This window comes from Pseudonocardia sp. NPDC049154 (genome assembly GCF_040648315.1).
GTDB lineage: Bacteria > Actinomycetota > Actinomycetes > Mycobacteriales > Pseudonocardiaceae > Pseudonocardia.
In genome coordinates this window covers 1-11,245 of the sequence record NZ_JBEZDN010000188.1, presented here as the reverse complement: position 1 = coordinate 11,245, position 11,245 = coordinate 1, and the positions used below count along the sequence as shown (strand labels likewise).

The window sequence follows — 11,245 nt, the reverse complement described above, 5'->3', positions numbered from 1 at the left end:
CGCGGACTCGTCCCACAGATAGTTCGACCGGATCAGCGTGGTGTTGCGGGCCATGTTCCCACCCGCCAACCAGCCCCTCTCCAGCACCGCCACGTTCGTGATCCCGTGATTACGCGCCAGGTAGTGCGCCGTGGCCAGCCCGTGCCCACCCCCACCCACGATCACCACGTCATAGGACTTCCGCGGCTCCGGCGTCCGCCACAGGAAATCGGGATGCTCCGGAAGCTGCTCGGCCATGCAGGACTCCGTCCGACGGTCTGCGCGAAGAGATCGTGCAGACTGGTATATCAATCGTGAGGTACGGTAGGCATACCATCGAGGTCGGTCAAGGGGAGGGAACGTGAGCGTCGCTGCCGCGGGAGAAGTGGGGTCGCTGGCCGATCGCGCGTACGAGGCGATCCGGGACCGCCTCGTCATGCTCGAGATCCGGCCCGGCGACCCGCTCAACGACGACCGGCTGGCCGCCGAGCTCGGCACCGGCCGGACCCCGGTGCGGGAGGCGCTGAAACGGCTGGAGGGGGACCGGCTCGTCGTCGCCTATCCGCGGCGGGGCACCTTCGCGACGGCCGTCGACATCACCGACCTGGCGAACCTGTCCGAGGTCCGGCTGAGCCTGGAGCCGCTCGCCGCCCGCTCCGCCGCGCGGAACGCGGGCTCCGTCGACCGCGCGGAGCTGAGCCGCCTCGGCGACCGCATCGCCGCGCTCGACCCCGCCGGCGACCCGCGCGAGCTGCTGCGCGCCGACGTCGAGGTCCACCGGGCGCTCTACCGCGCCACGGGCAACCCGCACCTCGAGGACGTCTGCGTGCGGCTCGACAACCTCGCCACCCGCATCTGGGTGCTGTTCCTCGACCGGCTCCCCGCTCTGCCCGGGCACGTCCACGAGCACGCCGATCTCCTCCGCGCCGTGGTCGTGGGGGAGGAGGAGAAGGCGGCGGAGCTGGCCCTCGCGCACGTCGTCGGGTTCGAGAAGGCGATCCGCGCCCTCCTGTGACGCGGCGAACGGTGGCTCATACCTGGTGAGCGAACGGGCCGCTCGCCGGGCAGCGGTCGCCCGACGTCGCACGCGGAACCGTCGCGGCCCACCGGGAGCGAACGGCGCTCTCGTTCATTCCTCGTGAGCGAGCGCGCCGCTCGCTCATGGGGTGGAAGTCGCGGCCGTCAGAATCGTCCGCCGCCGCCCCGACGGCCGCGGCTGGAGGAGCCGCCGAAGCTGCCGGGGACGCGGCCACCGGAGCGGCCACCGCCACCGGATCGGCCACCCCCGAAGCCGTCGCCGGATCCGCCGCCCCCGAAGCCCCCGCCGCCGCGGTAGCCGCCGCCCCGCATCGCCTCGGACAGGATCCCGCCGAGCACCAGCGCGCCGAGCTCCCCGCCGAAGCCGCTGCCGCTGCCGCCCCCGGAGGGCCCCGACCAGCGCGAGACGTCCGCCTGCGCCAGCTGCAAGGCCTCCTGCGCCCGCGCCTCCGCCTGCTGTGCCTCGCGCAGCGTCGCAGCCGGGTCGCCACCCGCCGTCGCCGCCGCGAGGTGCCGCTGCGCCTCGGCGAGCCGGGTCCGCGCCGGTGCGCCCACCGCGCCGCGCCGCGTGGACACGAAGTCCGACGCCGCCGCCACCGCCGAACCGGCCGTGACCAGCGCCTGCTCCCACGCGGCCGTCGCCCGGCGGGCCCGTTCGGCGGACTCCCGGGCGTCCGCGATCGCCGCGTCGAGCGTGGCGCCCGCCTCGTCGAGCAGGTGCAGCGCGGCGATCGGGTCGGGGAGCGCGGCCGTCCCGCCGTCGGGCGCGACCCCGTCGTCCGTCCCGCGCGCCGCCGTGTCCGCGGCCTCCACCGCCGCCCGCGCCCGCGCCGTCACGCCGGGGTCGACCTCCGGCAGTGCCGAAGCCTCGGCCAGGTCCTGCTCCACCTCCGCCCGCGCGGCCGGCACCCGGGCCGCCGCGTCGGTCAGCTCGGTCTCGCGGCGGGCGATCCCGTCGAGCAGGGTCTCCGCCTGCGTCGCCGCGTCCTCCGCCGCCCGCCCGTCGACCACGGCGAGCGCGGGTTGCGACGCGCCGAGCCGGGCCCGCGCCTCGTCGAGCTCCTTCTGCGCGTCCGCGAGCAGCGCGTGGGCCTGCGGCAGGTTCTCCGTCAGGGGCTCCAGCGCCGTCGGGGCCCACTGCCGGCCGAGCTCGGCCCAGTGCTGCTCGGCCTCGGGCACCCGGGCGATGAGCCCGAAGAGCCGGGCGGCGATCCCGTCGACGTAGCCGGCCGCGTCGGCCTCCAGGGCGCGGAGCCGGTCGAAGGCCTCGACCTGGTGGTCGAGCCGGTCGTCGGCCTGCGTCGCGAGCCGGATGATCTCTCCGTGCATCGCGCGCTGCTCCGGCTCGGTCTCGGGGACGTCGTCGTCGAGCCGTTGGCGGATCTCGAAGGCGGCGAGCATGTCCGCCCGCGAGGCCTTGAGCGCCGCGGCGAACCCGGCGACCGCCTCCTCGCCGAAGTGCGCGCGGGCGGCGGAGAGCTCGCGCTCCGAGGTGCCGACGGCGTCGTCGACCTGCAGGAGCGCCTGGCTGGAGCGGTGGGCGAGGTCCTCGGTGGACTCGCCGGGCGCCGGGTCGGGCGGTCCGGTGGGGGCCGGCGCCTGCGTCGGGGCCTGGCGGGCAGGACGCCGCCGCCGGCTCACCAGCCACGCCGCCCCACCCGCGACGACCACTCCACCGCCGACCAGCAACGGGATCCCGATGCCGCTGCCGGTCTCGCGCAGCCCGTCCGCCAGCCCGACGGCGGCACCTGCCCAGTCGCCCCGCGCGAGGGCCGGCTCGAGGCTGTCCCGCCGGATCTGCAGGATCGACGCGTCGGACTCGGGGAAGCCGTCGTCGACGGACAGCGCGGAGACCCGGTCGTCCGTCGCGACCGCGAGCAGCACCTGGTCGCGCCCGAGCTGGGAGGCGACGGCGGTCGCGTCGGCCCACTGCTGCCCGTCCCGGCCGTCGAAGGACCGCACGTAGACGACGAACAGGTCGTAGCCGCGGTCGGCGCGCAGCCGGTCGACCGCCTCGGTGACCCGGGCGCGACCGGCGGCGTCGAGCGCTCCGGCCCGGTCGGTGACGGGACCGGGCACCCGGAAGGGCGGGTCGGCGGCGGCACTGCCGGGCAGCACCAGGAACGGCAGGACGAGCAGGACGGCGAGCGCGGCGAACCGGCGCACGGTGATCTCCTTCGGCAGGGCGACGCCCGCAATCTTGGACCCCCGCCCCGACGGGCTACAGACCGCCCGTGAGCAGCGCCCGCAGCTCGAGCACGATCCGCTCCTTCAGCTCCTCGTGCCGCGCCCCGGCGGCGTGCTCGGCGCCGTGCAGGTCCGGGTAGCGCCAGACGGGCAAGAACTTGTAGTCGTCCGGCTCCCACTCGTACCGCGCGTGGACGTGCCCGTGCAGGTGCGGCCAGGTGTTGCCGAGGACCTCGTAGTTGACCCGGCGGAACTGCGGGTCGTCCCGCAGCGCGGTGCGCACGGCCTGGCCGAGCAGCGACAGCTCGTACAGGAAGCGGATCCGCTCGGTCTCCTCGAGGTCGTCGAGGTGCTCGACCTCGGCCCGGTGGATCAGCAGGCAGTAGCCGGGGAGCTTCTGGTGGTCGCCGAACACCGCGAACCCCGACGCCGTCTCGGCGATCAGGTTCGGGAGCTTCTCGCCGCGCCGGAGGGCCTCGAGGCGGGTGTCGGGCTGGTCCGCGCTGTCGCTCATGGTCCGACGCTAGGACGATTCGCGCGCGGGCGCAGCCGGTGAGTCCTCACGGGACGGTGGGTGCGCCAGCGTCGCGACGTGCCGCGCGACCAGCGCGCGCTGCCGGGCGGCCGGCCAGTCCTCCGGGTCGAACGCCGCCTCCACGGCGACGCCGTGGGTGAGGGCCAGCAGGGTGCGGGCCTCCTCGTCCGGGTCCCGTGCGGCGTCGACGGTCCCGAGCCGTTGCCCGGCCCGGACGGCGTCGGCGATCAGGTCGCGGTGCCCCGTCACGCGCCGCCGCTGGACCGCGCCCAGGTCCGGCTCCCCGACGGCGATGCCGAAGAAGGCCAGCCAGGTCCGCCAGTTCTCGGAGCGGGGCGCGTCGAGCGGGAGCACGGCCTCGCACAGCGCGACGAGCCGGCGCGGGTCGTCCTCGCCCGGCGCCTCCCGCACGCGGTCCCGGGCCTGGTCGACGGCGGCGTGGTACGCGCTCTGCAGCAGCTCCTTCTTGCCGGCGAAGTAGTGCGTGATCACGGTCGTGCTGGCCCCGGCCGCGGCGGCCAGGGCGCGCAGCGACAGTCCGTCCGTGCCCCGGCGGGCGACGAGCGAGGCGGCGAGCGCGGCGATCTCGCGGCGCCGGACGTCGGCGTCGATGCGGCGGGGCATTTGACGGACGATACAACACGCGTTATACAAACCCCTGTCATCTACCGGGCGTTTGGCAGTTAGTTCGGCAGGGAGGATGCGCATGGAGACCGTGGACGTCGTCGTCCTCGGGACCGGCGGGGCCGGCCTGGTCGCGGCGGTCGCCGCCGCCGATGCGGGGGCCGAGGTCGCCGTCGTCGAGAAGGGGGAGCGGGTCGGCGGAACCACCGCCCTCTCCGGCGGCACCACCTGGATCCCCGCCAACCCCGACAAGTCCACGCCCGACAGCCGCGCGGACGCACTGGCCTACCTGGACTCGTTGTCCCACGGGCTGATCGAGCCCGCACTCGCCGAGGCGTTCGTCGACACCGGACCCGAGTTCGTGCGCTGGATCGAGACGGCGACGCCGGTGCGCTACCACGTGGTCCCGGGGCTGCCGGACTACCACCCGGAGCACCCCGGCGGGAAACCCGGCGGCGGCCGCTCGCTGGATCCCGACCTGTTCTCGTTCCGCGGGCTGGGGGAGTGGGCGGACCGGGTCGTCATGCCCGAGCGGCTGCCGCGGCTGATGCTCACCGAGACCTTCATGGGCGGTGGGCGGCCGGGGCCGCCGAGCCGCGACGAACGCCGCGAGCGGGACCTGCGCGGCTGCGGGCACGCGCTGGTCGGTGGGCTGCTCAAGGCGCTGTTGGACCGCGGGATCGCGCCGCGGACCGGGCTGCGCGCGACGTCGCTGATCCCGGGCGACGGCGTCGAGGGCGTCCGGTTCGCCGACGGCTCGGAGATCCGGGCGCGGCGGGGCGTGGTGCTGGCGACGGGCGGGTTCGAGTGGGACCCGGAGCTGGTACGGGCCTACCTGCGGGGCCCGATGACCAGCCCGGCGTCCGTCCCGACCAACACCGGCGACGGCCTGCGCCTGGCGATGGCCGCCGGCGCCCAGCTCGGCACGATGCGGGAGGCCTGGTGGGTGCCGACCGTCGAGATCCCCGGCGACGAGGCGTTCGGCCGGCAGCGGGCCCAGCTGATCCTGCGCGAGCGCTCGCTGCCCCGGTCGATCATGGTCAACCGCACCGGCCGGCGGTTCACCAACGAGGCCGCCAACTACAACGCGCTCGGCGGCGCCTTCCACCAGTTCGACCCGACCACGTTCAGCTACGCCAACCTGCCCTGCTGGCTCGTGTTCGACGCGGAGTACCTGCGGCGCTACGGCTTCCTGTCGCTGCCGCCGGGGGCGGAGCCGCCGGACTGGATGACCACGGCGGCCACGCTCGACGAGCTCGCCCGCCGGATCGGCGTCCCGCCGCTCGAGCTCGCGGCGACCGTGGCCCGTTTCAACGCCCACGTCGCCGCCGGCGCCGACACCGACTTCGGCCGCGGCGCCAGCGCCTACGACGGCTGGAACGGCGACCAGACCCACTACCCGGGCCCCGGTGCCACGCTCGGCCCGCTGACCGAGGGACCGTTCCACGCCGTCGAGATCCACAGCGGGGCGCTCGGAACCAAGGGCGGCCCGCGCACGGACGTCGACGGCCGGGTCCTCGACCTCGTCGGTGCGCCGATCCCGGGGCTCTACGCCGCGGGCAACGCGATGGCCGGCGTGACCGGCATGGTCTACGGCGGCGCCGGCGGCACGCTGGGACCGGGCATGGTGTTCGGGTACCGGGCCGGGCGGCACGCGGGCGCCCGCGTCCCGGCGCCGGCCGAGGCGCTGTGATGGGCAGCCGGTGCTGGCGGGAACTGCCGACCCTTGCCGACCTGCTCGTGCGGACCGCAGCCACGGCCGACCCGGCGGCCGGGATCGTCACGCCCGACGGCCGCACGTCCTGGTCCGCGGTCCTCGCCGGGGCCGAGCGGATCGCCGAGCAGCTGCTGGACCTCGGCGTCGGCCCCCGCTCGCGGGTGGCGGTGGCGGCGGACTGCTCGGCCGAGGGCGTCGAGATCCTCTTCGCGTGCGCGGCACTGGGAGCGGTCGCGGTGCCGATCAACACCCGGTTCGCCGTGCCCGAGGTCCGGCACGTGCTGGCCGACGCCGGCATCGAGGCCGTCGTCGTGACGGGGCACCCCGACTCGCCCGCGGACTACCCGGAGCTCATCCGCGCGGCGGCCGGGCTGGCCGGCAACCCGCGAGCGCTCGCGCTCGACGGCCTGCCGTCGCTGCGGGTCGCGGCCGCGGTCGGCGCGGTCGACGGGTTCGTCGCGCTCGATCTCGCCGGCCCGGACCCGGAGGCGACAGCCGCCCGGATCGGGGAGCTCCGCGAGCGGGTCTCGCTGCGGCAGACCGCGCTGATGGTCTACACCTCCGGGACCACGGCGCACCCCAGCGGCTGCCCGCTCAGCCACGAGGCCGTCGTCGGCGTGGGGGTCGGGGTCGGCCGGACCCGCTTCCGCTGCACCCCCGCGGACGTGCTCTGGGACGTCCTGCCGCTCTTCCACCTCAGCTTCCTCAACCCGCTGCTCGCGATCCTCGACGCCGGCGGCACCTTCGTGACCGACCGCCGCTTCGACCCGGTGCGAGCGCTGGCCCAGATCCGCGACGAGCGCGTGACCGTCGCCTTCACCTGCTTCCCGACGATCATCGAGGCGCTGGTGGCGCAGCCGGACTTCGCCCCGGTCTTCGCCGGGGTGCGGCTGATGCTCAACGTCGGGCCGCCCGAGACGCTCCGGCGACTGCAGGCGCTGGCGCCGTCGACGGTGCAGCTCACCTCGTACGGCAGCAGCGAGGTCGGTGGGATCGGCGCCACCACCTCGCCGGACGACCCCGAGGACGTCCGCCTCGGCACCAACGGCCGCCCGCTGCCCGGCATGGAGATGGCCGCGATGGACCCCGTCGACGACGAGCTCCTCCCGCCGGGGACGCAGGGCGAGATCGTCGTGCGCGGGCCGGGGCTGTTCGACGGCTACTGGAACGACCCGGAGAAGACCGCCCGCACCGCGGCCGCCGGCGGCTGGTTCCGGTCCGGTGACCTGGGTGTCGTCGACGCGGACGGGCGGGTGAGCTACCGCGGCCGGATCAAGGAGATGATCAAGGTCGGTGGGGAGAACGTCGCCGCGATGGAGGTCGAGGTCGTGCTCGCCCGGCACCCGGACGTGGCGGTGGTCGCGGTCGTGGGGGTACCGGACCCGCGGCTGACGGAGGTGCCCGCGGCGTTCGTGGAGCTCCGGCCGGGAGCGACGGCCTCGGCCGACGACCTGCTGGCCCACTGCCGCGCCTCGCTCGCCTCCTTCAAAGTGCCCCGGCACCTGCGGTTCGTCGACGACTGGCCGATGTCGGCGACCAAGATCCAGAAGGTCGCGCTGGGGCGGACGCTCGCCGCGGAGCTGGGGGTGGGGTAGGGAGTCCGGCCGCCGCTCCGTGCGGCCCCGGGCCCGGCCGTGATCGCCGCTCGCGGTACCCCGCAGGGGTGGGTACCGCGGGTGGTGATCACGGCGCTGTGGGCTGCGGGCGGGAGTGCCGTGCTGCGTCCCACCCATGATCGCCGCGTGCGGTACCTGGCGGCTGCGTCGAGGGCCGTGGTGCACCACTTCCGGCGATCATGTCGGGGCCGATCGCCCCGGCGCGGCAGCTCGGAGCCGGGCCCGGAGTGGCGGCCGACGCCCGTCGGTGATCATCGTTTGCGGTGCTCGGCGGCCGTGGGTGGCCGGGACGTACCGCAGGTGGTGATCATGTGGCGGTCGAGGCCTGCCGGCTCGTCGCTCGTCGCCGGCGTGTGCGACTCATGATCGCTGCTTGCGGTACCTGGTGGCTGCCTCGGCGGCCGTGGCGCACCGCTTCTGGTGATCATGGGGGCGGACGGGCCGGGTGATCCTGTCGGGGGTGCGTGGCAGGGTGGGCGGCCCGAGCGGAAGGAGTGCCCGTGTCCACTCTCCCCAGCCGGCACCTCGGTGTCCGGATCGAGGCGCCCGCGGCCGAGGTCTACGCCTTCGTCGCCGACCCCACCAACCTGCCCCGGTGGGCGGCCGGCCTCGCCTCGGCCAGCGTCGAGCTGCACGAGGGGCGGTGGATCACCGAGTCGCCGATGGGCACCGTCGAGATCGCCTTCGCGCCGCGCAACGAGTTCGGCGTGCTCGACCACGACGTCACGCTGCCCAGCGGGGAGGTCGTCTCCAACCCGGTCCGGGTCCTGCCCAACGAGGACGGCTGCGACCTCGTCTTCACGGTCCGACAGCGACCTGACATGAGCGACGAGGACGTGCAGCAGGACCTCGCCGCGGTGCAGGCGGACCTCGACACCCTCGCCCGCCTGCTCTCCCGCCCGTGACCGATCCTGCTGAGGGCGTGCCGGCACGGGTCCTCGTGGTCGGCGCGGTGAACGTCGACATGGTGGTGCGGGCGCCCCGGCTGCCCGGTCCCGGCGAGACCGTGGTCGGGCCCGGGGTGGAGCGGTTCGGCGGCGGCAAGGGCGCCAACGCGGCGGTGGCCGCGGCGCGCGCGGGCGCCGAGGTCCGGTACGTCGGCGCGGTCGGGGCCGACGACGTCGGATCCGGTGCCGTGGGCGAGCTGCGGGCCGAGGGGATCGACGTCGACGGGGTCGCGGTGCTGGACGACGTGCCGACCGGGGTCGCGCTGATCGTGGTCGACGCGGACGGCGAGAACCAGATCGCGGTGGGCGGCGGGGCGAACGCGGCCGTCGAGCCGGAGGCGGTGCGGTCCGCCGTCGCCCGGTCCGCGGACTGGGCCGGGTGCGTGGTGGTCAGCACCGAGATTCCCGAGGACGCCGTGGCCGCAGCGGTCGAAACCGCTGCGACACGAGGAATCCGGTGCGTCGTGAACTCGGCGCCCGTGCTGCCGGTGATCGGCCGGCTGCTGCGGCACGGGCCGGTGCTGACCCCCAACACCACCGAGATCCGGGATCTGGCGGCCCTGCTGCCGGACGGCGAGGCGGGCGACTCGGTCGAGGAGTACGCGATCGCGCTGGCCCGGCGGACGAACGCGGAGGTCGTGGTGACCCTGGGCGGCGAGGGGGCGCTCGTCGTCGACCCTGGTGGCGGTGCCGAGCACGTCCCGGCCCATCCGGCCCCGGCGGTCCGGGACACCACCGGGGCCGGCGACACCTTCAACGGCGTCCTCGCGGCCGGGCTGGCGGCCGGGGAGACGGTGTCGCGGGCGGTCCGACGCGCGGTGGTGGCCGCGGCGCTGTCCGTCGCGGAGAGCGGGGCGCGCGGCGGCATGCCGTCCGGCCCGCGGATCGAGGACGAGCTGGCCAGGTCGGAGCGGCGCCGATCCTGACGCGGAAGAACCACCTGTCCTGACCCGCGTCAGCGCGTGAGGGAGCGCAGCCGCTCGACGGACTCGCGCATCACGTGCGCCAGGTCCTGCTCCTCGGGCCCGGTGACCCACTGCTCGAAGGCCACCCGCAGGACGGCGACCCCCGCCTCCGCGGCCAGTCGCGCGTCCCCCGCGGCGACGCCGCGCCGGCGAAGCCCCTCGGTCAGGGCCGCCGCCAGCCTGGTCATCTTGATCAGCTCGCGTTCCTGCAGTTCGCCGTTGGCGACGATGACGAGGTGGCGCCGCCGGGAGAAGTCCCGGTTCCGGCTGAGCGCGCCCGCGGCGGCGTCGAGGGCCGCCCCGACCGCCTCCATCGGCGACGCCGTCTCCGGGGCGCCGTCGAGCGCGGCGACCATGTGCTGCTCCAGCAGCTCGGAGCCGGCGAAGAGCACCTCCCGCTTGTCGGCGAAGTGCCGGAAGAAGGTGCGCGCCGTGAGGCCGGCGCGGGCGGCGATCTCGGCGACCGTCGTCTGCTCGAAGCCGCGCTCGACGTAGAGGTCCAGGGCCGCCTCGCGCAGGCGCCCGCTCGCGTTCGGCTCCCAGCGACCCATCCGCGGGAGTCTAGTGATGACACTCGCTGACATCGAAGCGTAGGGTGATGTCATCAAGTGACATCGATACCCGGGAGGGTTCCCATGCGCGTCTTCGTCACCGGGGCGTCCGGCTGGATCGGCTCGGCCGCCGTCCGCGAGCTGCAGCGGGCGGGGCACCAGGTCCTCGGCCTGGCCCGCTCGGACGCCGCGGCGGCCGCCGTCGCCGCCCTGGGTGCCGAGGTGCACCGCGGCGGTCTCGACGACCTCGACGGCCTGCGGGCGGGCGCGGCCGACTCCGACGGCGTCGTCCACCTCGCCTATCACCACGACTTCTCGCAGATGGCCGAGGCCGCGCGGATGGACCTGGCCGCGATCGAGGCGATCGGCGGGGTCCTCGAGGGCACCGACCGGCCGCTCGTCGTCGCCTCGGGCGTCGCGGGCCTCGCGCCCGGTCGCGTCGCGACCGAGCGCGACGAGCCGGACCCCGCCGTGCACCCGCGGACGGCCAACGCCGCGGCCACGCTCGCGCTCGCGGACCGCGGGGTGCGCTCGTCCGTCGTGCGCTTCGCCCCGACGGTCCACGGCGACGGCGACCACGGGTTCGTGGCCAGGCTGGTGGACATCGCCCGGACGCAGGGCGTCTCCGCCTATGTCGGCGACGGCTCCAACCGCTGGCCGGCCGTCCACCGGCGTGATGCCGGCGTCCTCGTCCGCCTCGCGGTGGAGCAGGCGCGCGCGGGCTCGGTCCTGCACGGCGTCGCGGAGGAGGGGGTGCCCGCGCGGACGATCGCCGAGGCCATCGGGCGTGGGCTCGACCTGCCGGTGGCCTCGGTGCCCGCCGAGCAGGCCGTCGAGCACTTCGGTTGGCTCGGCCGCTTCTTCGCCGCCGACTGCCCGGCCTCGAACGAGCTGACCCGCACGGGGCTCGGCTGGGAGCCGACCCACCCTGGTCTCCTCGACGACCTGGGGGAGGGGCACTACTTCCGCAGCGCGACCGCAGCCTGACCGCAGCCTGACTGCCGCCTGACCGCCGCTTGACCGCCGCCTGACCGCCGCCTGACCGCCGCCGTGCGCGGTAAGTGGTGCTCTGGCACCACTTACCGC

General features: G+C 75.5%; 11 protein-coding genes. 6 read left to right on the top strand and 5 right to left on the bottom strand.

The window, feature by feature from the left end; translation table 11 throughout:
• The coding region (locus AB0B41_RS41030; protein WP_358212441.1) for an FAD-dependent oxidoreductase at positions 1–237 on the bottom strand (237 nt) is incomplete at its 3' end.
• 103 nt (positions 238–340) lie between these two features.
• Between AB0B41_RS41030 and AB0B41_RS41025 the strand changes: the two genes are divergently transcribed.
• Positions 341–994, top strand: coding sequence for a GntR family transcriptional regulator (locus AB0B41_RS41025; protein WP_358212440.1), 654 nt, complete (start codon positions 341–343; stop codon positions 992–994).
• A gap of 167 nt (positions 995–1,161) precedes the next feature.
• Here the strand turns inward: AB0B41_RS41025 and AB0B41_RS41020 are convergent, their stop codons facing one another.
• From AB0B41_RS41020 to AB0B41_RS41010, 3 genes are read right to left on the bottom strand one after another with little or no spacing between them, the layout of a single operon-like run.
• On the bottom strand, positions 1,162–3,183 hold the full coding sequence (locus tag AB0B41_RS41020; protein WP_358212439.1) for a TPM domain-containing protein: 2,022 nt from the start codon (positions 3,181–3,183) through the stop codon (positions 1,162–1,164).
• A gap of 55 nt (positions 3,184–3,238) precedes the next feature.
• Positions 3,239–3,718, bottom strand: coding sequence for an HIT family protein (locus AB0B41_RS41015; RefSeq protein ID WP_358212438.1), 480 nt, complete (start codon positions 3,716–3,718; stop codon positions 3,239–3,241).
• A gap of 9 nt (positions 3,719–3,727) precedes the next feature.
• A complete protein-coding gene (locus AB0B41_RS41010) occupies positions 3,728–4,363 on the bottom strand; it encodes a TetR family transcriptional regulator C-terminal domain-containing protein (RefSeq protein WP_358212437.1) in 636 nt (211 codons plus the stop codon).
• Between the two features lie 82 nt (positions 4,364–4,445).
• Here AB0B41_RS41010 and AB0B41_RS41005 point away from each other — a divergent pair, with 82 nt between their 5' ends.
• The 4 genes from AB0B41_RS41005 (at position 4,446) to AB0B41_RS40990 (ending at position 9,569) form a co-directional block, all read left to right on the top strand.
• Positions 4,446–6,056, top strand: coding sequence for an FAD-dependent oxidoreductase (locus AB0B41_RS41005; RefSeq protein ID WP_358212436.1), 1,611 nt, complete (start codon positions 4,446–4,448; stop codon positions 6,054–6,056).
• A complete protein-coding gene (locus tag AB0B41_RS41000; RefSeq protein WP_358212435.1) occupies positions 6,056–7,675 on the top strand; it encodes a class I adenylate-forming enzyme family protein in 1,620 nt (539 codons plus the stop codon). Before AB0B41_RS41005 ends, AB0B41_RS41000 begins: the two co-directional genes overlap by 1 nt.
• A 521-nt stretch (positions 7,676–8,196) precedes the next feature.
• Positions 8,197–8,601: an SRPBCC family protein gene (locus tag AB0B41_RS40995; RefSeq protein ID WP_358212434.1), complete on the top strand. Its 405-nt coding sequence runs from the start codon at positions 8,197–8,199 to the stop codon at positions 8,599–8,601.
• Positions 8,598–9,569, top strand: coding sequence for a PfkB family carbohydrate kinase (locus AB0B41_RS40990; protein ID WP_358212433.1), 972 nt, complete (start codon positions 8,598–8,600; stop codon positions 9,567–9,569). Before AB0B41_RS40995 ends, AB0B41_RS40990 begins: the two co-directional genes overlap by 4 nt.
• A 29-nt stretch (positions 9,570–9,598) precedes the next feature.
• Here AB0B41_RS40990 and AB0B41_RS40985 read toward each other — a convergent pair whose 3' ends face one another.
• Positions 9,599–10,159: a TetR family transcriptional regulator gene (locus AB0B41_RS40985; RefSeq protein ID WP_358212432.1), complete on the bottom strand. Its 561-nt coding sequence runs from the start codon at positions 10,157–10,159 to the stop codon at positions 9,599–9,601.
• 84 nt (positions 10,160–10,243) lie between these two features.
• On the opposite strand from AB0B41_RS40985, the gene AB0B41_RS40980 reads away from it, so the two are divergent.
• On the top strand, positions 10,244–11,146 hold the full coding sequence (locus AB0B41_RS40980; protein WP_358212431.1) for an SDR family oxidoreductase: 903 nt from the start codon (positions 10,244–10,246) through the stop codon (positions 11,144–11,146).
• Positions 11,147–11,245 lie beyond the last annotated feature (99 nt).

Bases quoted from the DNA above. Each gene is read 5' to 3' on its own strand.
- AB0B41_RS41015 (WP_358212438.1), bottom strand. From the start codon at position 3,718: ATGAGCGACAGCGCGGACCAGCCCGACACCCGCCTCGAGGCCCTCCGG.
- AB0B41_RS41010 (WP_358212437.1), bottom strand. From the start codon at position 4,363: ATGCCCCGCCGCATCGACGCCGACGTCCGGCGCCGCGAGATCGCCGCG.
- AB0B41_RS41005 (WP_358212436.1), top strand. From the start codon at position 4,446: ATGGAGACCGTGGACGTCGTCGTCCTCGGGACCGGCGGGGCCGGCCTG.
- AB0B41_RS41000 (WP_358212435.1), top strand. From the start codon at position 6,056: ATGGGCAGCCGGTGCTGGCGGGAACTGCCGACCCTTGCCGACCTGCTC.
- AB0B41_RS40985 (WP_358212432.1), bottom strand. From the start codon at position 10,159: ATGGGTCGCTGGGAGCCGAACGCGAGCGGGCGCCTGCGCGAGGCGGCC.
- AB0B41_RS40980 (WP_358212431.1), top strand. From the start codon at position 10,244: ATGCGCGTCTTCGTCACCGGGGCGTCCGGCTGGATCGGCTCGGCCGCC.